Origin of the sequence: Mesorhizobium sp. B1-1-7 (assembly GCF_006442705.1) — a bacterium.
GTDB lineage: Bacteria > Pseudomonadota > Alphaproteobacteria > Rhizobiales > Rhizobiaceae > Mesorhizobium > Mesorhizobium opportunistum.
The window spans coordinates 251,367-274,508 of the sequence record NZ_VFWQ01000003.1; the positions used below are offsets into that span (position 1 = coordinate 251,367).

A 23,142-nucleotide genomic window follows, 5' to 3' on the forward strand; every position below is an offset into this window, starting at 1 on the left:
CAGTATCATGACCGACTACATCATCGTGGGCGCCGGCCCGGCCGGCTGCGTTCTGGCCAACCGGCTGAGCGAGGACCCGGCCAATTCCGTGCTGCTGCTGGAGGCCGGTGGCAAGGACTGGCATCCCTATATCCATATGCCGGCGGGCTTCGCCAAGATGACCAAGGGCATCGCGTCCTGGGGCTGGTCGACCGTGCCGCAAAAACACATGAAGGACCGCGTCTTCTGGTACACGCAGGCCAAGGTGATCGGCGGCGGTTCCTCCATCAACGCCCAGATCTACACGCGTGGCAATGCCCGCGACTATGACGCCTGGGAGAAGGAAGAGGGTCTTGCCGGCTGGGGCTATCGCGACGTGCTGCCCTACTTCAAGCGGGCCGAGAACAACCAGCGCTTTGCCAACGACTTCCACGGCGACCAGGGCCCGCTCGGCGTGTCGAACCCGATTTCGCCGCTGCCGATCTGCGAGGCCTATTTCCGCGCTGGCCAGGAGATGGGCATTCCCTTCAACCCGGACTTCAACGGCGCTGCCCAGGAAGGCGTCGGCTATTATCAGCTCACCCAGAAGGATGCCAGGCGTTCCTCCGCTTCGGTGGCCTATCTCAAACCAATCCGAGCCCGCAAGAACCTGACCGTCAGGACTGATGTGCTGGTGATCCGCATCGTCGTCGAGAACAGTCGCGCCATCGGCGTCGAGATCGTCGACAGGCCAGGCGGCGAGAAGAAAATCTTGCGCGCCGAGCGCGAGGTGATCGTCTCGTCCGGCGCCATCGGGTCGCCGAAGCTGCTGATGCAATCGGGCATCGGCCCAGCGGACCATCTCAAGTCGGTCGGCATCACGCCGGTGCACGACCTGCCCGGCGTCGGCTCCAACATGCAGGACCATCTCGATTTGTTCGTCATCGCCGAATGCACCGGCGACCACACCTATGACAATTACGCCAAGCTGCACCGCACCGCCTGGGCCGGCCTGCAATATCTGCTTTTGAAAAAGGGGCCGGTCGCCTCCAGCCTGTTCGAGACCGGCGGTTTCTGGTACGCAGACCCGACCGCCGGCTCGCCCGACATCCAGTTCCATCTCGGCCTGGGCTCAGGCATCGAGGCCGGCGTCGAGAAGCTGAACAATCCCGGCGTCACCTTGAACTCGGCCTTCCTGCGGCCACGCTCGCGCGGCACGGTTCGCCTGAAGAGCGCCGACCCGGCCGACCATCCGTTGATCGATCCGAACTACTGGTCCGATCCCTACGACTGCGCAATGTCGATCAAGGGCTTGAGGCTCGCGCGCGAGATCATGCGGCAGAAGGCGCTTGCTCCCTACGTGCTGCGCGAAGTGCTGCCCGGCCCTTCGCTCGCCAGCGACGACGAGCTGTTCGACTATGCCTGCCGCGCCTCCAAGACCGATCACCATCCTGTCGGCACCTGCCGCATGGGCCATGACGACATGGCCGTGGTGGCGCCGGACCTGCGGCTGCGCGGCATCGAAGCCTTGCGTGTCTGTGACGCTTCGGTGATGCCCCGCGTGCCCTCGTCCAACACCAACGCACCGACCATCATGGTCGGCGAGAAGGGTGCCGACCTGATACTCGGCCGCGAGCCCTTGCCGCCGGCTGTGTTTTCCGGCAACCGGGCTGCTTAGGAGCAAAAGATGATCAGGCACTGTGTCTTCGTCAAATTCCGCAATGACGTCGGTGTCGGTGAACACAAGGCGATCCATGCCGACCTCGAGGCGTTGCGCCAGGTGATCGACGGCATGGACACCGTCCATTTCAGTGCCAATGTCAGCCCGGAGCCGTTTGCGCGCGGCTTCAGCCATGGCTTCACCATCGATTTCCGCGATGCCGCCGCGCGCGACGCCTATCTGGTGCATGAAGCGCATCAGCGGGCCGGGGCCCGGCTGGTCGCCGCACTCGAAGGCGGCACCGACGGGTTGATGGTCTTCGACCTCGAGCTTACGAAAAAGTGACCGCTTAGCCTTTCGAAGGCCGGCTGAATGCTGTTCTCTTTTGCCAATCGGGCGACATATCGTTCCTTTGGGGGATACAAAGGAGGACGCCTTGAACCTCACTGCCGAGCAGAAGAAAACCGTCCTGGCCTCGTTCCTGGGGTGGACGCTGGACGCTTTTGATTTCTTCCTGCTGACATTCCTGCTCACCGATATTGCGAGTGAATTCCAGACAGACGTCCCGGCGGTCTCAAAGGCACTGTTCCTGACCTTGGCGATGCGCTTCATCGGCGCGTTCTTCTTTGGCATGCTCGCCGACAAATACGGGCGCAAACCCATCCTCATGCTCAACATCGTCAGCTACTCGGTGATCGGCGCACTCGCCGCCTTCTCGCCCAGTCTCGGCATCTTCCTGGCGCTGCGTGCGCTGTTCGGCATCGCCATGGGCGGCGAATGGGGGCTCGGCAGTTCGCTCGCCATGGAATCCGTCCCGCCGAGCGCACGCGGCTTCATCTCGGGCATCCTGCAATGCGGCTATCCAGCCGGCTACCTGCTGGCGGCCGTGGTCTATGGCCTGCTCTATCAGCAGACGATCGCCGGTTACACGATCGGCTGGCGTGCCATGTTCCTGCTCTCCTTCATCCCGGCGCTGATCGTGCTCTTCATCCGCTCGCATGTGCCGGAATCGCCGGCCTTCGTCGAGGCGCAGAAGACCGCCAGGCCCGGCATGCTGGAAACGCTGCGCAAGCACTGGGGTATTGCGCTCTATGCCGTCGTGCTGATGATGTTCTTCAATTTCTTCAGCCATGGCACGCAGGATCTCTATCCGACCTTCCTGAAGAAGCAGCATGGCTTCGATCCGCATACGGTGAGTTGGATCACCATCGTCGCCAACATCGGCGCCATCGTCGGCGGCCTGGCGTTCGGCGCGTTGTCCGAGAAGATCGGCCGCGTCAACGCCATCACGCTCGCCTGCCTGATAGCGCTGCCGTCGATTCCGCTATGGGCCTACAGCTCGACACCGTTCATGCTCGCCGTCGGCGCCTTCGTCATGCAGGTCGCCGTCCAGGGCGCCTGGGGTGTCATCCCGGTGCATTTGAACGAGCTGTCGCCCGGCGCGGTGCGCGCGACCTTGCCCGGTTTCATCTACCAGGCCGGCAATCTGGCGGCGTCCTATGGCGGCCCGTATCAGGCCGGCATCGCCGAAGCGCCCGGAGGCAGCTATGGCTACGCACTGGCGCTGTTTGCCGGCGTGGTCGCCATCTGCATCATCGTCGTCATCCGCTTCAGTCCCGAACGGCGCGGCCAGGTCATGACGGTGCTGGACCACGAGGTCAGCCGAGTCTGAGCGCCACCACACCGGCGACAATGCTGAGCGCGGCCGCGCCGCGCCAGCCCGTCATCTTCTCGCCGAGCGCGAAGACCGAGATCATCATGGCAAACAGGATCGAGGTCTCGCGCAGCGAGGCCACCGAGGCGATCGGCGCCTTGGTCATCGCCCACATCACGATCCAGTAGGCAGCGCCGCTGAGCACGCCTGTGAACAGTCCGGTCTTCCAGTCGCGCGCCAGAACAGGAAGCGCCTTGGGACCCCGGAAGATCAGGCACAGCACCAGGGCGCCAAAAGCATCGCAAATGAACAGCCAGGCGGCATAGCTCTGCGCGGTGGCCGCCAGCCGCGCGCCGCTGCCGTCCGACAGCGTGTAGCTGGCGATGAAGATCGATGTGCCGAGCGCAAAACCGACCGCGCGCAGGTTCAGCTTCTCCAGATGCGCGCCGCCGCGAAACGACATCACCAGCGTGCCGGCCGACAACAGGAAGATGCCCAGAATGGCAAGCGGCGCCGGCACTTCGGCAACGACGAACATGCCGCCGAGGGCTGCCAGCAAAGGTGCCGTGCCGCGCGCCAGCGGATAGGTCTGGGCGAAATCGCCGGCCTGGTAGGCGCCGATCAGGAAGGTGCGGTAGCCCATGTGAAAGAAGACCGAGGCGACGATGTAGGGCCATACTTCTGCCTTCGGCACCTCGACGAAGGGCAATACCACCAGGCCCGCGACACCCATGCCCAGCGTCATCAGCGTGATCGACAGGAAACGGTCGAGATGGACCTTGACCAGCGCGTTCCAGATCGCGTGCATGGCGGCGGCGGCAAGCACCGCGAAGAAGACGAACAGGGTCATGCACAGCTCATGTGGCGATGCCCGGCGTCTCCAGATCGATGTCGATCCGCAGCGGAAAATGATCAGACGCAACCTCGCCGATGTCGGCGCCAACCGAGCGCACGCGGCCCGCGAACATGCCGCCGACAAAGCAATGGTCGAGCCGGCGGTTCGTCAGTTTGCCGTCGATGGTCTTCACATGAGTGTGGAAATCCCGGGTGTGGAAATCCAGGACCGGCTCGCTGGCGACAGCGGCTGCGTCAACGAAGCCGTCCAGATAGGCGGCACCGCGATGATAGGGCGTGCTGCCGACGATGCGGCGGTATTCCGCGCTGCCCGGCTCCATGTTGAAATCGCCCATCCAGATCGCCGCCAGCGGATTTTCCGGCTCGGCCTCGCCGCTGGTCCAGTTGCGCGACGGCTCGTCGTCGGCGCCGCTCCACGGGCCACCCTCGGAAGGCGCCCGGCGGTGTTGGGCGAGCAGATAGTCGATCTGCTCCAGCCGCTCCTCCGCCGCGATGTGGGCGAGGTGCAGCGACAGCACCCGCAGCGGCCCGGCCGGTGTGCGGATCATGCATTCGAGTGCAGCGTTGCGGGTGTTGAGCGGCCGCAGCGTACGCCGCATCGGCAGCGCGTGAAGCCGCGACCAGGCGATCGGCAGCTTCGACAGCACCATGGTGCCGAACTGCCGGCGCCGATTGACCAGGCGGCCGTCGCGCCGCTCGCTGGCGTCCATGTCGAAGGCCGGTCCATAGACCCAATGATAATCCGGCAGCAGGCGTGAAAGCAGTTCGGGCTGGTCGTCGAAATTGCTGCGCTGCCAGTGCCGCTCCACCTCTTGCAGCGCAATGATGTCGGCGCCGGCAACGATCCGCGCCGCGCGCGAAAGATCGTAGCGGCCGTCGCTGCCGAACCCGTACTGGATGTTGTAGCTGACCAGCTTCATTGCTTATCCGGCTCAATTTCGACGTTGGCAGTAGCGGTTCGGCGAATTGGTTGCAATGTGCAGCGAAATGGCATCGGCTTGGGCCAGAAGCCTCCCTGCCGGCCCGGCTGCCTAGTCCGCCTAGTCGGTCGTCAGCGGTTGGAACCGGCCAGCCGGCGACGCCGCCAGTTCCGACCAGTCGATCTCTTCCTCCAGCCGGTGATAGGCTTCATCGCCGATCGTGCCGTTGCTGCGCAATTCCTCGAGCGTGTCGCGCTGGCGGTTGATGGCATAGAGGCGCAACCGGTCATATTCGGTGGCGGCTTGCGCGTCGTCCGGGTTTTCAGCGATCACACGCTGAGCCTCATACTGCTCGCGCACAACGGCGGCCGCCGCCGACGTCTTGCGGCTCAACACGTCGAGCGCGGCCTGCATGACGGCGACGCGTGCCTGAGCCACTTCGCGATCTATTGTCGTATCCCGTTCGAAGTCGAGTATCCGCAGCAGGGGCTTCAGCGTCATGCCTTGCAGCACGAGCGTGCCCAGAACCACCGCGAAGGCCGCAAGCACGATCGGATCACGACCGGGAAAATTGGCCGGCAGTGCAATGGCCACCACCAGCGTCACCAGCCCCCGCATGCCGCACCAGCCGACGAGAATGGCGCCGCCGAACGTCGGCGACTCCCGCCTTGCCTCTTTGCCACCGAAGCGGGCAATCCATCGGATGATCGCGACGTAACTCGCCACCCAGACAAGACGTGCGACGATAACGACGACCAGCACCGTTGCGGCGAAAAGGAAGGCTTCGCCTTGCCCGTCTCCGGCCAGCCGGCCGACGATCGAACGCGCCTGCAGGCCCATCAGCACGAAGGCCAGCACGTTGAGCACGAACACTGCCGATTCCCATACCGAATAGGTGCTGACGCGGCGTCTCGCCGACATGCGGCGCGGCGCTGTGCGCGCAATCGTCATGGCATAGACGACGATGGTGATGATGGCGGACAGGCCCAGCCTGTCAGCCAGTATCCAGACCCCGAAAGTCCCGGCGAATTGCACCACCGTGCTGCTTGCCGCGTCCTCGATACGGGTGAGCGTCAAGAGTGAGATGCGGCCAAACAGATAACCCGCGATCAGGCTGCCGATCGTCCCCAGCAGGATCGTCGGAACGGCGTTGCTCAGCATGATCGAGCCGAGCGCGGCCGAAACCGCCAACCGGTAGATCAGCAGCGCGGTGGCGTCGTTGAGCAGGCTCTCGCCTTGCAGGATGGCGGTGATGCGATGCGGTACCTTGAACTGGCTGAGCACAGCGCTTGCCGCCACCGCATCCGGTGGCGCCACGATGGCGCCGAGCGCGATGGCCGCCGCGATCGGCAGGCCGGCCATCTTCCAGCCGACGAAGGCCACGACGGCAGTGGTGAAAACAACGGCGCCCAGCGCCAGCAGCGCCAGCGACAGCCGGTAGCGCTTGAGGTCGCGCAGCGACGTGTCATAGGCGGCATCGAGAAGCACCGGCGCGATGAACAGGGCAAGCGCCAGTTCCGGATCGATCTCGATCGTTGGCGCACCTGGTACGAAGGCGATCGCAACCCCGGCCAGCGCCAGCAGCGACGGATAGGGAATCTCCAGCCGTCGCGACAGCGCCGTCAGCGCAACGGCGGTCAAAAGCAGGACAAGCGTCAGTTCGAAAAGAGCCATGGCTCATCGTAGCGACGGAACAAGCCGATTGGCAGTGCCAAAGTCATTACAGTAGGCAGTTACGTGCCGTCTGGTAGCGCCGTGGTTAGTGAAGTACCAGCATGTCGCCCGACGAGAACGAAATCTCGGCCTTCTCGCCGACGGCGGGCGGCGGCGTCGCCGGGCTGTTGAACGTGTCGAGCGAAACCGTGTTGCCGCCGATGCCGACGCGAACACGGATGACCGAGCCGAGGAAGTGGACTTCGGAAATCTCGCCGGACAGGCTGGAATCGCGGCCAGGCTGGCGGCCGAGCGAAATCGCTTCCGGCCGCAGCGCCAGCGACAGCGTGTCGCCGGACTTCGAACCATTGAGCTTGCCCTTGAGCGAGACTTCCTGCGTGTTCACCTGCACCGTGCCGGCCGCGGCATCGGTGACCTTGCCTTCGAGCACGTTCAGCGTGCCGACGAAATTGGCGACGAACTTGGTCGCCGGCCGGTTGTAGATCTCGAACGGCGTGCCGACCTGCTCGGCCTTGCCGCCATACATGACCGCGATGCGGTCGGAGATCGACAGCGCCTCTTCCTGGTCATGGGTGACGAAAATGGTGGTGATGCCGAGCTTCTTCTGGATCGAGCGGATCTCCTCGCGCAGCGACACGCGAACCTTGGCGTCGAGCGCCGAGAGCGGCTCGTCGAGCAGCAGAAGCTTCGGCTTCGGCGCGATGGCGCGCGCCAGCGCGATGCGCTGCTGCTGGCCACCGGAGAGCTGGTAGGGATAACGATCGGCCATCTGCGGCAGTTTGATCATGTCGAGCATCTCGGCGACGCGCCTGTCGGCATCGGCCTTCGACATGCCGGCGACCTTCAGCCCGAAAGCGATGTTCTGTGCCACGGTCAGGTTGGGAAACAGCGCGTAGGCCTGGAACACCATGCCGACATTGCGCTGGTTGGGCTTCAGCCTCGTAATGTCCTTGCCTGCGACGACGATCTTGCCGGCCGACGGCTCCTCAAAGCCGGCGACCATGCGCAGCACGGTGGTCTTGCCGCAACCGGACGGCCCGAGGAAGGAAACGAATTCACCGGGCTCGACGTCGAGGCTGAAATCTTGGACCACGGTGTTGGAACCGTAGGATTTTCGCACATGCTGGATGGACAGGAATGGCTCGGCCATGGCTTTTTCTCTCAGGTCAGTGCTTTTCGTTCAGTTCGGGCGGTTCGCCGATTTCGGCGCGAAGCGGGACAGGATCTGGATCAGCGACATACAGCCCCAGGTAATGGCGAAGGCGATGATCGCAAGGGCTGCCGGTTCATAGGCGCGGTTGGCGCCGATGTTCTGCAGATACGGGCCGAAGGCCGGGCGATTGAGCAGGCTTGCCATTGTGAACTCGCCGATGACGATGGCAAAGGTCAGGAAGGCGCCCGACAGCACGGCGATCAGCACATTGGGCAGGATGACGCGGCCGATGATCGTTCCCCAGCCGGCGCCCAGGATCTGTGCCGCTTCCGTCAAGGTGCGCACGTCGATGGTGCGCAATCCGGTATCGACCGCGCGATACATGTAAGGCAGCGCCAGTGTCGCGTAACCGATCACCAGCAAGGCATTGGCGCCCATATTGCTGCCCAGGAACGGCAGCGGCGAATTGGAGCCGTACATCCTGATATAGCCGAAGACGATGACGATGGCCGGAATGACCAGCGGCAGCAGCGTGATGAATTCGACGATCGGCCTGAGCTGCGGCAGGCGCAGCCGGATCCAGTAGGCCGCCGGCACCACGATCAGTACACCCAGAATGATGGTGAAGATGGCAGCGACCACCGAATACAGGAAAGTCGACTGGAAGCGCGCGTCGCCCAGCACGATCTGATAGGCGTCGAAGGAATGGACGCCTCGGCGCATGCGCAGCGAAAACTCGACCGTCGCCATCAGCGGAATGAAGAAATAGGCCGCACCGATGATGAAGACGACCCAGGCCCAGAATTTTCCCGACTTCATTTCAGCCACCTCTCCGAGCGAGTCCGGAACCAGATGTAGAAGACATTGGCGAGCCCGGTGATGACGATCATGCCGAAGGCGATGGCATAGCCGAGCTGCGGATTGTGCAGCACGTCGCCGTTGATCTGCGAGTACAGCTTGATGGGAACGATGTTGAGCGCCGGGCCGGCAAACGCGTAAGCGGTGGCGATGGCGCCGAAGGCGTTGGCGAACAGAAGGATGACGGTTCCAAGGAAGCTCGGCCATATCACCGGTATGACCACCATGCGCCAATACTGCGCCTGAGTGGCGCCGAGCGTCGCTGCCGCCTCGCCCCATTCCTTCTTCAGTCCGTCAATGGCCGGCACGATGATGACCACCATCAGCGGAATCTGGAAGAACAGATAGACCGCGATCAGGCCCGACGTGGTGAGGAAATTGAAGCCCATCGCATAGATGTTGATATTGAGCACGTCACGCAGAAGCGTCGTGACGATGCCGACACGGCCGAGCGTGGCCAGGAACGCGAAGGCGAGCGGCAAGCCCGCGAAATTCGACGCGACACCCGAAAAAGTCAGGGTCGCGGAACGCGTCCAGCTTGGCAGCCCGCCGCGCACGATGGCGATGGCAATCGCCAGGCCGGCAAAGGCGCCGATGATGGCCGACCAGAAACTGATCTTGATCGAGACCCAATAGGAACTGCTGATCGAGGGATCGCTGACCAGTTGCAGGATGTTGTCCAGCGTGAACTGGCCATCGCTTCGCTGGAAAGCTCCCACCACGAGATAGATAGTGGGCAGGATCAGGAACATCAGGGCGAAGATGAAGAACGGCGCCACACCGATCCATTGCGTCGGCAAGCGGAAAGCGGTCGCCTCGTTCGGTGGCGCGGGCTTGGTGGCAATCGTTCGATTTGAAAGCGAGAGGTCGGTCATGCGCCGGCTACCGTCTTCGAGGGAAGGCCGGGCGGCCTCGCGACCGCCCGGTGGATTTCAAGTCTTACTTGACGTTGGCGCCGACAACGGCGTCCCAGTTCTTGCTGATGACTTCCTTGGCCTTGCCCTGCTCGTCGAGCGTCGGGAATGCGGCCGAGGCGTAGGATTCCGCCGGCGGCAGCTTGGCCAGCACGTCCGCCGGGATCTTGCCGTTCTTGGCGAGATCGTTGAAGCGGATCGGGTGGCAATAGCCCTTCAGCCAGCCGACCTGGCCTTCGTCGGAATAGAGGTATTCCATCCAGAGCTTCGCTGCGTTCGGATGCGGCGCAAAGGCGCTGATGGCCTGCACGTAGACACCGGCGACGACGCCGGTCTTCGGCACGATGACGTCGACGGGCGGGTTGCCCTTCAGCGTGTCGCGGCCAGCAAGCGCGTTATAGTCCCAGTTGATCAGGATCGGCGTCTGGCCTTGGGCGAGCGTAGCGGGCTTGCCAACGACCGGGACGAAATTGCCGGCGGCGTTGAGCTTCTTGAAGAAGTCGAGACCAGCGGTACCGGCAGCTTCACCAGCGGCAGCCCCCGACGACAGGCCGGCGGCATAAACCGCCTGGATGGCCTGGTTCGAAGCGCGCGGATCACCGGCGACGGCAACCGCGTTGGCGAATTCAGGCTTCAGCAGGTCCGCCCAGTCAGCCGGCGCTTCCTTGATCAGATCCTTGTTCACCATGAACGAAAGAACGCCGTAGTAATCGCCGTACCAGGCGCCGTCGGCATCCTTGGCGCTGTCCGGGATCGAGTCCCAGGTCGACACCTTGTAAGGCATCAGCAGGCCGTCGGCCTTGGCGGTCGGACCGAAGGACAGGCCGACGTCGATGACGTCGGGAGCCTGCGGGCCCTTGTTGTCCTTGTTGGCCTTGATCGCCTCGACCTCGTCGCCGGAGCCGGCATCGGGGTTGAGCTCATTGATGGTGATTTCGGGATACTTGGCCTTGAAGCCGGCGATGACGTCGCCGTAACCGCACCAGTCGTGCGGCAGCGCGATGGTGGTTAGCTGGCCTTCAGCCTTGGCGGCCTTGACGAGATCATCCAGCGAAGCCGCGGACGAAATCACCGACGACACCATCAGTGTCGCGGCCGAAAGGGAAAGCACTTTCCCCGTGAATTTGAACATGTGTTCTCTCCGTTGAACTGACGCCGTTGGACGCCTGCGATGCGGTAGCGTTTTCGTGTGACAGCCAGATGAAAGGTTTGTGAAACCATTGGCCGGCAGCAGAAAAAGTTAACTCTTTTTAACGGGCTGTAGCAATTAGCCGTCACTTATTTTTCCGGCTAATCACTTTCTGCCTTGTTCTCCATCCCTTCCCCCTTGGTTAGCGCTTATTTTCAGATCAACTTTCCGCAACGGCAAGCCGTCTCAGATCGTGCCGGCGATAGCGTTTTCCAGCAGCGTCAGTGCCGCCTTCTTGGTCAGCTTGACCGGATTGCCGCCGGCCGTCGGATCGACCACCGCCATGTCGGCGATCAGCGCCTTGCGCTTCTTGTCCATGTCGAGCCCCTTGATCAGGCCCGGCAGCGCATGCGGCACCTTCAATTCCTTGCGCAGCTTGATGATCGCCTTGGCGAAGCCGTCGAAACCGCCCTTGATGCCACAGTAGGCGGCGAGCCTGGCGATACGCTCCTCGATGGCGTCACGGTTGAAGGCGAGCACATAGGGCATGAACACGGCGTTGGTCATGCCGTGATGGGTGTCGTAGAGCGCACCGATCGGATGCGACAGCGAATGGATGGCGCCGAGCCCCTTCTGGAAGGCGGTGGCGCCCATCGCGGCGGCACTCATCATGTGCGCGCGGGCGACGAGATCCCGGCCGTTGGCGAAGGCCTTGGGCAGGTTTTCGAACACCAGACGCACGCCTTCGACCGCAATGCCGTCGGCCATCGGATGATAGCCCGGCGCGCAATAGGCTTCGAGGCAATGGGCCAGCGCGTCCATGCCGGTGCCGGCGGTGATGAAGTCCGGCATGCCGACCGACAATTCCGGATCGGCGATCACGATCGCCGGCAGCAGCTTGGGATGGAAGATGACCTTCTTGGTGTGGGTCGCCTCATTGGTGATGACCCCGGCGCGGCCGACTTCCGACCCGGTGCCGGCCGTGGTCGGCACCGCGATGATCGGAGCGATCGCATCCGAATTGGCGCGCGTCCACCAATCGTCGACATCCTCGAAATCCCACACCGGCCGCGTCTGGCCGGCCTGGAAGGCGATCAGCTTGCCGAGATCGAGCGCCGAGCCGCCGCCGAAAGCGATGACGCCGTCATGCTTGCCCTTCTTGAACACGGCAATGCCGGCGGTCAGGTTGGACTCGACCGGGTTCGGCCTCACCTCGGAGAAGACCCCGTATGGGATCTTGGCATCGTCGAGGATCTTCAGGGTAGAGGCCACGACCGGCAGTTTGGCCAAGCCCGGATCGGTGACGAACAGAGGCCGCTTGATGCCGGTGGCACCAAGCACCTCGGGCAGTTCCTTGATACGCCCGGCGCCGAAGCGAACGGTGGTGGGGTAGTTCCATTTGGAGATCAGCTTGGACATTTTTTGTCTTTCGAAAAATCAGATGGCTTCGCGCAGGTGGAAGGATTTCGGCCGGGTCAGATTGTCGTAGCCGATGGCTGACAGCCCCGCGCCCTTGCCGGTGTCCTTGACGCCAGTCCAGACCAGGGCCGGATCGAGATAGTCGCAGCGGTTCATGAACACCGTGCCGGTCTCGACGCGGTTGCCGATCGCCACCGCGTGCTCGGTATCGCGCGTCCAGATCGAGGCCGTCAGCCCATAGGGACTGTCGTTCATTAGCGCGATCGCCTCCTCGTCGTTGCGCACCTTCATGATGCCGACGATCGGACCGAAACTCTCCTCGCGCATGACGCTCATCTGGTGATCGACCTCGGTCAGCACCTCCGGCGCCAGATAGGGCGAGCCAGCCTTGTCGTTGGCCACCTTCATGTTGATGTGCGCCTTGGCACCCTTGCGCAGCGCCTCGGCCTTCTGCTCGCGGATCAGATCGGCGAAACGAGCCTGCGCCATCGGCCCCATCGTCGTTGCCTGATCGAGCGGATTGCCGACGACATAGTTCTTCGTCTCAGCGATGAAGCCCTCGACGAATTCATCATAGACCTTTTCGTGCACATAGACACGCTCGATGCCGCAGCAGCATTGGCCGGAATTGTAGAAGGCGCCGTCAACCAGATTGGCGACCGCATGGTCCATCTTGGCGTCGGGCAGCACATAGGCCGGGTCCTTGCCGCCAAGCTCGAGCCCGAGCGTCATGAAGGTGCCCGCCGCCGCCTTTTCGATGGCACGGCCGCCGGCGACCGAGCCGGTGAAATTGACATGGTCGATCTTGCCCGAACCGAGCAGCTTTTCGGTCTGGGCATGGTTGAGCACGACATTCTGGAACACGCCCTTGGGCAGGCCGACCTTGTCGAAGGCCTGCTGAAAACGCTCGCCGACGAGCAGCGTCTGCGCCGCGTGTTTCAGGATGACGCTGTTGCCGGCCATCAGCGCCGGCACGATGGTGTTGACGGCCGTGAGATAGGGATAGTTCCAGGGCGCGATAACCATGACCACGCCGAGCGGATCCTTCTTCACATAGCGGCGGAACCCGTCCTTCGGGTTGGAGGCCGGCACGGATTTGAGCGCCGCCTCGGCGATCTCGACCATGTAGTTGGTGCGTTCCTTGACGCCTCCGAACTCGCCGCCATAGCGGACCGGCCGCCCCATCTGCCAGGCGATCTCCGGCACGATCTCGTCGGTCATCGCGACCAGCGCTTCCAGCATGGCGAGCATGTATTTGCCGCGCTCGACGATCGGCACCTGCGCCCACTTCTCCTGCGCCGCCTTGGCGCGCTCGACTGCCGCATTGACCGCCTGGTCCGTTGCGATCGGCCGCTCGGCATAGATCGAGCCATCGACGGGGGTGATGAGTTTGACCGTTTCGGTCATCGTTTAAGTCCTCGCACTTCTTTAAAATCGAAAATCATCGGTCTTTGTGCTGCCTCATCCGCCCGCCGGCACCTTCCCCGTATAGTGACGGGGAGAAGGGAACGCTCCAAGGTCGACGCATCCTCCACCCGTTCTTCACTGGGAGAGGGTGAGGGGCAGCGCGGACGCTTCGCAGCCAATCTAGTACCGCTCGAATCCCCTGTGCAGTTCCCAATCCGTAATGCGGCGATCGTATTCGAACTGCTCCCACTTGGCGGTGTGGACGTAGTGTTCGAGCACGTCCTCGCCAAGCGCCTGTTTCAGCATCTTCGACTTCGCCAGCGTCTCGGTGGCATCGCGCAGCGTCTTCGGAATCTCGGGCAGGCGAGAGGCCTGATAGGCATCGCCGACGAAGGGTTTCTGCAATTCGAGCTTCTCGTCGATGCCGGCAAGGCCGGCCGCGATCAGCGCCGCGAAGGCGAGATAGGGGTTCAAATCGGCGCCACCGATGCGGCATTCCATGCGGATGCCCTTGGTGCCCTCGCCGCACAGGCGGAAGCCGGCCGTGCGGTTGTCCTCGCTCCACATGATCTTGGTCGGCGCGAAGGTGCCGGCCTGGAAGCGCTTGTAGGAGTTGATGTAGGGCGCCAGGAACCAGGTGAACTCCTTGGCGTATTTGAGCTGGCCCGCCGCCCATTGCTGGCCGAGCGTGGACAGCGTCCAATCAGCCTTCTTGTCGAAGAACAGCGGCGTCTTGCCGTCGGCGCTCCACAGCGAATTATGGATGTGGCTGGAGTTGCCGGCGAGCCCGTAATTATATTTCGACATGAACGAGATCGCCTTGCCCTCGGATTCGGCAATCTCCTTGGCGCCATTCTTCAGGATGACGTGGCGGTCGGCCATGTCCAGCGCCTCGGCATAGCGCACATTGATCTCTTCCTGACCCGGACCCCACTCGCCCTTGGAATTCTCGATCGGGATGCCGGCCGCTTCCATCTCGTTGCGAAGCCGGCGCATGACGCCTTCTTCCTTGGTGGTGATGCCGATCTGGTAGTCGCCGATATAGGGCGAAGCGGTGTCGAGACCCTGCCAGTGCTTCTTGCGGGCGGAATCGTAGGTTTCGTTGAACAGATAGAATTCAAGCTCGGACGCAAAATAGCCGATATAGCCGCGTTCCGTCAGCCGCTTGATCTGCTTCTTCAGGATGGCGCGCGGCGAATGCGGCAGGTCGTCATGGGTGTGGTGGTCGAGCACGTCGCAGATCACCAGCGCGGTCTTCTCCAGCCAGGGGATGCGCCGCAGCGTGGCGAGATCCGGCTTCATGACGAAGTCGCCATAGCCCTTCGACCAGCTTGCCGCCTTGTAGCCGGGCACCGGCTCCATATCGATGTCGGCGGCCAGCAGATAGTTGCAGCCATGCGTTTCGTTATGCGCGGAATCGACGAAGTACTGCGCCAGGAATCGCTTTCCCGCCAACCGGCCCTGCAGGTCGACGATGCAGGCGAGCACCGTGTCGATCTCGCCGCTGGAGACCGCTTTCTTCAACTGATCGAACGAGAAATTTCCGGCCATTCCTGTGGCACTCCAGTGCTTGGTCGTTGAAAGGGATAACGAAACCATGGCCGGCGCGATGCCGGCCATGGTTAGTGATGGTCATCTCAGTGGCCGGTCTCGCCGACCGCCTGCTCCGCTGCCTTGATGGCCGCCTGACGCGCCGCGATGATGTCGCCGAGCGGCGGACCCTGGAAGCGGTTCCGCTCGAAGGCAAACCAGACGATCGCCGTCAGAATGAAGAAGCCGACGGTGATGTAGAGCGCCCAGTCGTTGGGCGGCTGGATGCCGATGACGAAGATCAGGATCATCGACAGGATCGACAGGAAGGCGAACAGCATGAACACGCCGCGCCCCATGTTCCACGGTCCCATCTTGTCCCACTTCGGCGTTCCCCAGGCCAGCATGCCGAGCACGATCGGCACGGTGAAGGACAGGAACAGGAAGATGACGGTGCAGGACACCACGATGGTGTAGGCCGAAGTGCCGGCGACCGAAACCAGGGTCGAGCCCCAGACGAACAGCACCGACAGGATCGATGCCGTCCAGATCGCCGCCACTGGCGTGCGGTAGGTCGGGCTGACCTTGGCCAGTGCCGACGAGCCAGGCAGGCCGCCGTCACGCGAGAAGGCGAAGATCATGCGCGACGCTGAGGTGACGGTTGCCAGGCCGCACAGCAGCTGCGCGACGAACACGACGAGGTAGACGAACTCCTTGATGCCGGGGCTGACGCGCTGGTCGAAGGCCCAGAAGAACACGTTCCAGCCCTGCTTGGCGGCGTCGTCCATGTTCGGGATCATCAGCACGAAAGCCGCGAGGAACAGGTAGCCGAACAAGGCCGACCAGATCACCGACATGACCATGGCGCGTGGCACGGAAGAGGCCGCCTTGATGGTTTCTTCCGAGGTGTGCGCCGAGGCATCGTAGCCGGTGATCGTATAGATCGGCAGCAACAGGCCAAGCGCGAACACCCAGGCATTCGACACCGACGGCCAGACGCCGCCGCCCGCATCGCCGGAATAGTTATGGAAGGTGAAGAGACGGCTGAAGTCCCAATGCTCGGCAGAAATCAGGCAGACCACCGCGATCAGGATGGCGCCGAAGAAGATCAGATAGCCGGAGAAGTCGGTCAGCTTGGCCGTCAGCTTGATGCCGAGATGGTTGATCAGTGCCTGAAGACCGGTGACGACGACCAGGAAGATCATCTGGTTGGTCAGCGTGCCTTCGATGCCGAGAGCCGGACCGAAGGCGCCGATGAAGAACGTCCAGGTGCCGACATTGATGGCGCCGAGAACGGTGATCAGGCCGAGCAGGTTGAGCCAGGCCGTCACCCAGCCGGTACCGCGATTGCCGAGAATCGAACCCCAGTGATAGAGGCCGCCGGCGGTCGGATAGGCCGAACTGATCTGCGACATGGCGACCGCGAAAGTCAGCGACACGAAGCAGCCGACCAGCCAGCCGATGCCGATGCCGATGCCGCCGGCGCCCGACGTGCCTTGCGCCAGCGAGTTGATGCCGCCCGACAGGATGCAGATGATGGAGAAGGAAACCGCGAAGTTCGAGAAACGGCTGAGACGCCGCTCCAGTTCCTGGGCGTAGCCCATGCTATGGAGGGCCTTTACGTCCTCCGCCTTGTCAATGTCTGTATAACCCGGTGCTGCCATTGGTATTCCCCTGTTTGTTTCTCAGCTGGCCGATTGGACTGACTTTCTGATTGAATGCGATCTGGGCCGCGTGGCCTCCTCTGGTTCCAGATCCGAAAAAATACCCGTGAGCAGATCCGCCCATTTCCGCTGCCCGGTGTCGCCGGAGATTTCATCGTTGCGGATTTCGATCATGGCGCAGGCCAGCCCGCGCGAGCGTGCATGCCGTTCCAGCGTGAAATAGACGCGGTCAGCGGGCGAATAGGGTTCGTTGACGCCGACGGCGATGCCGGCGAGCCGTTTGAGCGCCGATATCAGTGGTGACGCCAGCCGGCGGTCATCGTCATGGATGATGCCGATATGCCAGGGCCGGTTGCGGCCCTTGTAGACCGGTGTGAAGGAATGCACGGACACCAGGCGCGTCTCCTGGCCGCGCACCAGCCTGTCCTCGACAATATGCTCGATGGCGTCGTGAAACGGCTGCCAGGAAAGGGCGATCCGCGCCGCGCGCTGTTTTTCCGACAGGCCCGTATTGCCGGGTATGGCCGTTGTCTCGCTGACCGGCGGCACCAGGTCCGGCGCATCGAGCGGCCGATTGCAGTCGATGACGAGACGCGAAATGCGGGTTTCGACCAGCGTGGCATCAAGTGCCTGCGCCATGCGCGTCGCCACCGGCAGCGCACCGGGATCCCAGGCGATGTGGCGGGAAAGGTCTTCGGTGGCAAGGCCGAGCGTGCCGAATTCGGCGGGCAGGAAATTGGAAGCGTGATCGCAGGTCAGCACGAAAGGGCTCGATCCGCCCGGGTTGGTCACCCTCACGGTATCGGACGATGCAAGGCTGGCGGGCCGTGCTTTCTCCATAGTCTGCGGTCCCCGGGGAGCGCTGTATCGTATGTTACGTATTTTGCCTCATTGCGTCCCTATGGATGATTTCATACAGTTTGGCCGGCTTTGTCAAATGCGATCTCGTGGGCCAGGCCAAGGGGTGGGGAAAACATGATTTCCAGCATTGCCGAACTGATCGCCGACCGCGTCGGCACAATGCCGGCCGGCGAACGTCGCGCGGCCCAGACGCTGATCGCAAGCTATCCCTTGATCGGCCTCAAGACGGTCGCCGAATTCTCGGCCGCGGCCGGCGTCTCCTCGCCGACGATCCTGCGCTTCGTTGCCCGGCTGGGCTTCCAGAACTATCCGGAATTCCAGTCGAGCCTGCAGGACGAGTTGGCGGCGCAACTACAATCGCCGGCCACGCGAACGCTCAACCCGCCCTCGCCCGGCGGCGGCACGGTGTCGCCGATGCTGGAAGCGACGCTCGACAACATGCGCGAGACCTTCCGCCACCTCTCCGAAAGGCAGCTTGCCGACATTGCCGCCCGGCTTGCCGAGCGGCGCGGCAAGACATTCCTCATCGGCGGCCGCTTCACCGATCCGCTGGCGCGCTACATGGCCGCCCACCTCGCCGTCATCCAGCCCGATGTGTTCCATCTCGCCGGCCAGGAAAGCATGTGGCGCGACCGGCTGATCGACATGGGCAAGCGCGACGTGCTGGTGATCTTCGACATCAGGCGCTACCAGGACAGCCTCGTCCGCTTCGCCGAAAAGGCGCATCAGCGCGGCGTTCAGATCGTGCTCTTCACCGACCAGTGGCTGTCGCCGATTGCCCGGTTTGCCCGCCATGTTATCGCCGGACGCACCGCCGTGCCTTCCGCATGGGATTCCTCGGCAGCGCTTTTCGTCGTCGCCGAAACGCTGATCGGCGCCGTCACCAGACAACTCGAGGCCGATGGCGCCCGGCGTATTCGGGAAATGGAAGGCCTGCGCTAGGTAGGTTTCCAAGGCAAATCGCAACGGCTCCAGGGAGCGTCCGGATCTCATGTTACCGAGATTTAATGTGCACGATCGCGTGATAATTGCCATAAACCGATGATATCGGGATATGGCGTGGCCGGTTTTCGCCCCCAGCCCGTATCGTCTCTGCATTCGTTTCCATCTGGAACCGGCAGACGATTCTTGCCGCTGGAGTGTCGATGTCGCGCTGGAAACAGATTGTCCTTTCGCTTGTGATTTTGGTCGCCGCCGCGGCCGCCTGGGCGCGCTTCTACCCCGGTGCTCCCGAAGTGCTGGCGCGCTGGGGGATGGATTGGGCGTATGGCGCGACACCTCCGGCGAAAGAGGCCTCGACCGCCGGTTCCCGGCGGGGTGGGCGCAACGGCGCCCAGATCGTCACCATCGTCGCATCGCCGGCCGCCTCCGCAACCATCAACGACCGCCTGCAGGCGATCGGCACCGGCCGCGCCAACGCCTCGGTGACCGTCAATCCCTATAGCTCCGGCCGCCTTGCCGAACTGCTGGTGGAATCGGGCAGTCATGTCGACAAGGGCCAGATCATCGCGATACTCGATTCCGAGACCGAGATCATCTCTCAGGACAGGGCCAAGCTCGCTTTGCAGGATGCGCAATCCAAGCTTGACCGCGTCAAGTCGCTGCGCGCCTCCAACGCGGCGACCCCTGTCGCCGTTGCCGACGCCGAAGTGGTTCTGGCAGGCGCCAAGCTGGCGCTTCAGGATGCCGAACTTGCATTGCAGCGCCGCTCGATCCCGGCGCCGATCGCCGGCACCGTCGGCATCCTGCCGATCTCCGCCGGCAACTATGTGACCAACCAGTCGGCGATTGCCACGCTCGACGACCGTTCCTCGATCCTGGTCGATTTCCAGGTGCCCGAGCGCTTCGCCGCCGCCATCAAGGTCGGCGCCCAATTGACGGCGACGCCCATTGCCAATCCTAGCAGCGCCTATACCGGCACGGTTTCGGCCATCGACAATCACATCGACGAAAAGAGCCGCACGCTGCTGGTCAAGGCCAAGATCGCCAACCCGGCCGATTCGCTGCGCGCCGGCATGTCGTTCGGCATCACCATGAAATTCCCCGGCGAGACCTATCCGGCTGTCAGTCCGCTGGCGATCCTGTGGGGATCGGACGGTGCCTATGTCTGGCAGATCGAAGACGGCAAGGCCAAGCGGGTGCCGGTGCGCATCATCCAGCGCAACACTGAAACCGTGCTGATCGACGCGAAGATCGACAGCGGCGACATGGTGGTCACCGAAGGAACGCAGAGCGTCAGCGAGGGCGGCGAGGTTCGCATCGCCGGCCAGGAGCAGCCCAACCCCAACGCCGCCGAAGGCTCATGACCGGCACCGTCAACGCCGCCAGCGACACCGGCTTCACCGCCCTGTTCATCCGCAGGCCGGTGATGGCCTTCGTGCTGAACACCCTCATTGCCGTTGCCGGCCTCGCCGCCTTCTATGGCGTAGAGATCCGTGAACTGCCTGACGTCGACCGCGCCGTCGTCACCGTTTCCACCACCTTCGAGGGGGCGGCGGCCGAAACCGTCGACCGCGAGTTGACCGACACGATCGAGGGTGCCGTTGCCCGCGTCTCCGGCGTCAAGTCGATCTCGTCCTCGTCGTCCTTCGGCTCGAGCCGCGTCACCATCGAGTTCAATGACGGCGTCGACCTGAATGTGGCCGCCTCCGATGTGCGCGACGCCGTCGGCCGCGTCGCCAACCAGATGCCGGACACCGCCGATCCGCCACGCATCGTCAAGGCCGATGCCAATTCCGACGCGGTGATGCGGCTGGCGGTGACCTCCGACAACATGTCGATCCAGGACATGACGGTCGTGGTCCAGGACCAGATCGAAGACGAACTGGCGGCCGTGCCCGGCGTCGCCGACGTCCAGGTCTATGGCGACCGCGACAAGATCTTCCGCATCGACGTCGACCAGAACAAGCTCGCCAGCCTCGGCTTCACGGTCGCCGACCTCAGGACGGCGCTTGCGTCCGTCGCTTTCGATTCCCCGGCCGGCTCGATCACCACGACCAACCAGGACCTGATCGTGCGCACGACCGCCGACGTGACAACGCCCGAGGAATTCGAAAACATCATCATCGGCGGCACGACGCGCATCCGCGATGTCGCCACCGTCACCCTCGGCCCCGATATCGGCCAGACGACGCTGCGTTCGGATGGCAAGACCGGCATCGGCATCGGCATCATCCGCCAGGCGGAATCGAACACTTTGGACATTTCGACCGGCGTCCAGGCCGCCGTCGCCAAATTGCAGCAGAACCTGCCCAAGGGCATGGCGATCAAGATCACCAGCGACGACGCCGTCTTCGTCAAGGGCGCCGTGCACGAGGTCGAGATCGCGCTCGGCCTGTCGGTCACCATGGTGCTGATCGTCATCTATGTCTTCCTGCTCGACTGGCGCGCAACGCTGATCCCCGGCCTGTCGATGCCGGTGGCCATGATCGGCACCATCGCCGCCATCTATCTGGCCGGCTTCTCGGTCAACATCCTGACGCTGCTCGCCTTGGTTCTGGCAACTGGACTGGTGGTGGACGACGCCATCGTGGTGCTCGAAAACATCGTGCGACGGCGCAACGAAGGCATGGGGCCGCGCGCGGCCGCCGTGCTCGGCGCGCAGGAAGTATTCTTCGCAGTCGTTGCGACCACGTTGACGCTGGTCGCCGTCTTCGTGCCGATCTCGTTCCTGCCCGGCCAGACCGGCGGCCTGTTTCGCGAATTCGGCTTCGTGCTCGCCATGTCGGTGCTTCTGTCCTGCGTGGTGGCGCTCACGCTCTGCCCGATGCTCGCCTCGCGCATGCTGACCGGCGCATCGCTTCACCACGAAGGCGGCCACGGCATCGGCGCCCGCATCGGCGGTGCCTTGAATGCAGGCTATCGGCGCGGCCTGCACGCTTGCCTCGACGCGCCCTGGATCGTGGTTCTGGTCGCGGTGCTGTTTGCCGGTACCGCCTTCACGCTGTTCGGCACCATCCGCCAGGAACTGACGCCGACCGAGGACCGCGCCGCCGTCTTGTTGCGCATCAGCGCTCCGCAAGGCGTCAGCCTCGACTACACGACACAGCAGATGCAGAAGATCGAGAAGCTGATCCAGCCGATGCGCGATTCCGGCGAGATCCGCTCGACCTTCGAGAATGCCGGCCAGAACGGCTCCTACAATTCCGGCTTCATGGTGATGACGCTCGCCCCCTGGAACGAACGCAGCCGCAGCCAGCAGGAGATCATGGCCGAGATCAGCCAGCTCACCAAGCAGGTGCCGAGCGTGCGCATTTTCCCGGTGCAGCCCAACAGCCTCGGCATCCGCGGCGCCGGCAACGGTCTGCAATTCGCGCTGGTCGGCAACGACCGCAAGGCGCTCGGCGACGCGGCGCTGAAGATCATCGCCGAGATGCAGAAGGACCCGCGCTTCCAGACGCCGCGCCTGTCGATCGACCCGACCCAGCCGCAGCTTGCCGTCGCCATCGACCGCGAGCGCGCCTCCGACCTCGGCATCGACATCACCGGGCTCGCCAACACCATGCAGGCCATGCTCGACGGCAATGATGTCGTCGACGTCTACATCGCCGACCGCAGCTATGGCGTGAAGCTGGTTTCCACCACCAATCCGATCAACGATCCGACCGACCTCGAAAACGTCTTCCTGAAGACGGCGGACGGCCGTTTCGTGCCGATGTCGACCATCGCCACGCTGACCGAGCGCGCCGTGCCGCCATCGCTGTCGCGCGAACAGCAGCAGCCGTCGGTGGCGATCACCTCCAACCTCTCAGGCAATTTCGCGCTTGGCGATGCCTTGGCCCGCGCCGAGGAGATCGCCACGCCGCTGCTGCCGCCAGGCAGCCGCATCTTGCCATTGGCCGAAGCCGCGACGCTGGGCGAAACCAACAGCGCCATGGTCACCATCTTCGGCTTCGCGCTGGTCATCATCCTCCTGGTGCTGGCCGCGCAGTTCGAGAGTTTCGTCAGCGCCGTCATCATCATGGCGACGGTGCCGCTTGGTCTTGCCTGCGCCATCATCGCACTGCTGTTGAGCGGCACCAGCCTCAATGCCTACAGCCAGATCGGCCTGGTGCTTCTGGTCGGCGTCATGGCCAAGAACGGCATCCTGATCGTCGAATTCGCCAACCAGCTGCGCGATCGCGGGCTTGGCGTGCGCGAGGCGATCGAACAAGCCTCGACCATTCGCCTGCGGCCGGTGATGATGACGATGATCTGCACCATACTTGGCGGCGTGCCGCTGGTGCTGGCCGCCGGCGCCGGCGCCGAGGCGCGCGTGGCGCTCGGCTGGGTGATCGTCGGCGGGCTCGGCCTGGCCACCGTCTCGACGCTGTTCCTGACGCCGGTCGCCTACCTCCTGCTTGGCCGCTTCGTCACGCCCAAGACGCATGAGGAAGCACGGCTTAAGCGCGAACTCGAGGAAGCCGCCTACACCAATGTGGAGCCGGCGGAATAAAAAATTCCACGAAAGTGCGTTGCGATATTCCATCCGGAATTTCGCCGGAACA

18 protein-coding genes are annotated in these 23,142 nt (G+C 63.4%); 6 read left to right on the forward strand and 12 right to left on the reverse strand.

The features are described from left to right. The first annotated feature begins 4 nt into the window (after positions 1 to 4). From FJ978_RS05965 to FJ978_RS05975, 3 genes are all read left to right on the forward strand, one after another. Positions 5 to 1,636, forward strand: a complete 1,632-nt coding sequence (locus tag FJ978_RS05965; protein WP_181176706.1) for a GMC family oxidoreductase N-terminal domain-containing protein — start codon at positions 5 to 7, stop codon at positions 1,634 to 1,636. Between the two features lie 9 nt (positions 1,637 to 1,645). Beyond that, on the forward strand, positions 1,646 to 1,963 hold the full coding sequence (locus tag FJ978_RS05970) for a Dabb family protein (RefSeq protein WP_023765848.1): 318 nt from the start codon (positions 1,646 to 1,648) through the stop codon (positions 1,961 to 1,963). 91 nt (positions 1,964 to 2,054) lie between these two features. Further along, positions 2,055 to 3,290 carry an MFS transporter gene (locus FJ978_RS05975; RefSeq protein ID WP_181180376.1) on the forward strand — a complete coding sequence of 412 codons (1,236 nt, stop codon included), beginning with the start codon at positions 2,055 to 2,057 and terminating at the stop codon, positions 3,288 to 3,290. Here FJ978_RS05975 and FJ978_RS05980 read toward each other — a convergent pair. The 12 genes from FJ978_RS05980 to FJ978_RS06035 form a co-directional block, all read right to left on the reverse strand. Next, positions 3,277 to 4,122: an EamA family transporter gene (locus FJ978_RS05980; RefSeq protein WP_140570955.1), complete on the reverse strand. Its 846-nt coding sequence runs from the start codon at positions 4,120 to 4,122 to the stop codon at positions 3,277 to 3,279. The genes FJ978_RS05975 and FJ978_RS05980 overlap by 14 nt on opposite strands. 7 nt (positions 4,123 to 4,129) lie before the next feature. Further along, positions 4,130 to 5,047, reverse strand: coding sequence for an endonuclease/exonuclease/phosphatase family protein (locus FJ978_RS05985; RefSeq protein ID WP_013893096.1), 918 nt, complete (start codon positions 5,045 to 5,047; stop codon positions 4,130 to 4,132). Between the two features lie 120 nt (positions 5,048 to 5,167). Continuing rightward, on the reverse strand, positions 5,168 to 6,721 hold the full coding sequence (locus FJ978_RS05990) for a sodium:proton antiporter (protein ID WP_013893095.1): 1,554 nt from the start codon (positions 6,719 to 6,721) through the stop codon (positions 5,168 to 5,170). 85 nt (positions 6,722 to 6,806) lie between these two features. Then, positions 6,807 to 7,871, reverse strand: coding sequence for an ABC transporter ATP-binding protein (locus tag FJ978_RS05995; RefSeq protein WP_013893094.1), 1,065 nt, complete (start codon positions 7,869 to 7,871; stop codon positions 6,807 to 6,809). A 30-nt stretch (positions 7,872 to 7,901) separates the two neighbouring features. Next, positions 7,902 to 8,693 carry an ABC transporter permease gene (locus FJ978_RS06000; protein ID WP_013893093.1) on the reverse strand — a complete coding sequence of 264 codons (792 nt, stop codon included), beginning with the start codon at positions 8,691 to 8,693 and terminating at the stop codon, positions 7,902 to 7,904. Next, positions 8,690 to 9,484 (reverse strand): ABC transporter permease subunit, encoded by a 795-nt coding sequence (locus FJ978_RS06005; protein ID WP_224686349.1) that lies wholly within the window; start codon positions 9,482 to 9,484, stop codon positions 8,690 to 8,692. The genes FJ978_RS06000 and FJ978_RS06005 overlap by 4 nt, the downstream gene beginning before the upstream one ends. 187 nt (positions 9,485 to 9,671) lie before the next feature. Beyond that, positions 9,672 to 10,778, reverse strand: coding sequence for an ABC transporter substrate-binding protein (locus tag FJ978_RS06010; RefSeq protein WP_140570957.1), 1,107 nt, complete (start codon positions 10,776 to 10,778; stop codon positions 9,672 to 9,674). 243 nt (positions 10,779 to 11,021) lie between these two features. After that, a complete protein-coding gene (locus FJ978_RS06015) occupies positions 11,022 to 12,194 on the reverse strand; it encodes an iron-containing alcohol dehydrogenase (protein WP_140570959.1) in 1,173 nt (390 codons plus the stop codon). Between the two features lie 18 nt (positions 12,195 to 12,212). Continuing rightward, positions 12,213 to 13,601, reverse strand: coding sequence for an aldehyde dehydrogenase family protein (locus tag FJ978_RS06020; RefSeq protein ID WP_140570961.1), 1,389 nt, complete (start codon positions 13,599 to 13,601; stop codon positions 12,213 to 12,215). A 180-nt stretch (positions 13,602 to 13,781) separates the two neighbouring features. Then, positions 13,782 to 15,152: a glutamine synthetase family protein gene (locus tag FJ978_RS06025; RefSeq protein ID WP_140570963.1), complete on the reverse strand. Its 1,371-nt coding sequence runs from the start codon at positions 15,150 to 15,152 to the stop codon at positions 13,782 to 13,784. Between the two features lie 86 nt (positions 15,153 to 15,238). Continuing rightward, positions 15,239 to 16,795 (reverse strand): amino acid permease, encoded by a 1,557-nt coding sequence (locus FJ978_RS06030; RefSeq protein ID WP_140570965.1) that lies wholly within the window; start codon positions 16,793 to 16,795, stop codon positions 15,239 to 15,241. Between the two features lie 21 nt (positions 16,796 to 16,816). Further along, entirely contained in the window at positions 16,817 to 17,635 is an 819-nt protein-coding gene (locus tag FJ978_RS06035) for an N-formylglutamate amidohydrolase (protein ID WP_140570967.1), read from the reverse strand. A gap of 135 nt (positions 17,636 to 17,770) precedes the next feature. On the opposite strand from FJ978_RS06035, the gene FJ978_RS06040 reads away from it, so the two are divergent. The 3 genes from FJ978_RS06040 to FJ978_RS06050 all read left to right on the forward strand — a co-directional run bounded on the left by FJ978_RS06040 (position 17,771) and on the right by FJ978_RS06050 (position 23,090). Then, positions 17,771 to 18,598 (forward strand): MurR/RpiR family transcriptional regulator, encoded by an 828-nt coding sequence (locus tag FJ978_RS06040; RefSeq protein ID WP_140570969.1) that lies wholly within the window; start codon positions 17,771 to 17,773, stop codon positions 18,596 to 18,598. Positions 18,599 to 18,801: 203 nt separating this feature from the next. Next, the gene (locus tag FJ978_RS06045; protein ID WP_140570971.1) at positions 18,802 to 19,962 is read left to right on the forward strand and encodes an efflux RND transporter periplasmic adaptor subunit; all 1,161 of its coding nucleotides are present in this window, start codon (positions 18,802 to 18,804) and stop codon (positions 19,960 to 19,962) included. Next, complete coding sequence (locus FJ978_RS06050) at positions 19,959 to 23,090, forward strand: efflux RND transporter permease subunit (protein WP_140570973.1); 3,132 nt, start codon at positions 19,959 to 19,961, stop codon at positions 23,088 to 23,090. Before FJ978_RS06045 ends, FJ978_RS06050 begins: the two co-directional genes overlap by 4 nt. Positions 23,091 to 23,142: the final 52 nt, after the last annotated feature.

Excerpts from the sequence above, each read along its gene's own strand:
- FJ978_RS05970 (WP_023765848.1), top strand. The coding sequence starts at position 1,646 with ATGATCAGGCACTGTGTCTTCGTCAAATTCCGCAATGACGTCGGTGTC.
- FJ978_RS05980 (WP_140570955.1), bottom strand. The coding sequence starts at position 4,122 with ATGACCCTGTTCGTCTTCTTCGCGGTGCTTGCCGCCGCCGCCATGCAC.
- FJ978_RS05985 (WP_013893096.1), bottom strand. The coding sequence starts at position 5,047 with ATGAAGCTGGTCAGCTACAACATCCAGTACGGGTTCGGCAGCGACGGC.
- FJ978_RS05990 (WP_013893095.1), bottom strand. The coding sequence starts at position 6,721 with ATGGCTCTTTTCGAACTGACGCTTGTCCTGCTTTTGACCGCCGTTGCG.
- FJ978_RS05995 (WP_013893094.1), bottom strand. The coding sequence starts at position 7,871 with ATGGCCGAGCCATTCCTGTCCATCCAGCATGTGCGAAAATCCTACGGT.
- FJ978_RS06000 (WP_013893093.1), bottom strand. The coding sequence starts at position 8,693 with ATGAAGTCGGGAAAATTCTGGGCCTGGGTCGTCTTCATCATCGGTGCG.
- FJ978_RS06005 (WP_224686349.1), bottom strand. The coding sequence starts at position 9,484 with ATGTTCCTGATCCTGCCCACTATCTATCTCGTGGTGGGAGCTTTCCAG.
- FJ978_RS06010 (WP_140570957.1), bottom strand. The coding sequence starts at position 10,778 with ATGTTCAAATTCACGGGGAAAGTGCTTTCCCTTTCGGCCGCGACACTG.
- FJ978_RS06015 (WP_140570959.1), bottom strand. The coding sequence starts at position 12,194 with ATGTCCAAGCTGATCTCCAAATGGAACTACCCCACCACCGTTCGCTTC.
- FJ978_RS06020 (WP_140570961.1), bottom strand. The coding sequence starts at position 13,601 with ATGACCGAAACGGTCAAACTCATCACCCCCGTCGATGGCTCGATCTAT.
- FJ978_RS06025 (WP_140570963.1), bottom strand. The coding sequence starts at position 15,152 with ATGGCCGGAAATTTCTCGTTCGATCAGTTGAAGAAAGCGGTCTCCAGC.
- FJ978_RS06030 (WP_140570965.1), bottom strand. The coding sequence starts at position 16,795 with ATGGCAGCACCGGGTTATACAGACATTGACAAGGCGGAGGACGTAAAG.
- FJ978_RS06035 (WP_140570967.1), bottom strand. The coding sequence starts at position 17,635 with ATGGAGAAAGCACGGCCCGCCAGCCTTGCATCGTCCGATACCGTGAGG.
- FJ978_RS06040 (WP_140570969.1), top strand. The coding sequence starts at position 17,771 with ATGATTTCCAGCATTGCCGAACTGATCGCCGACCGCGTCGGCACAATG.
- FJ978_RS06045 (WP_140570971.1), top strand. The coding sequence starts at position 18,802 with ATGTCGCGCTGGAAACAGATTGTCCTTTCGCTTGTGATTTTGGTCGCC.
- FJ978_RS06050 (WP_140570973.1), top strand. The coding sequence starts at position 19,959 with ATGACCGGCACCGTCAACGCCGCCAGCGACACCGGCTTCACCGCCCTG.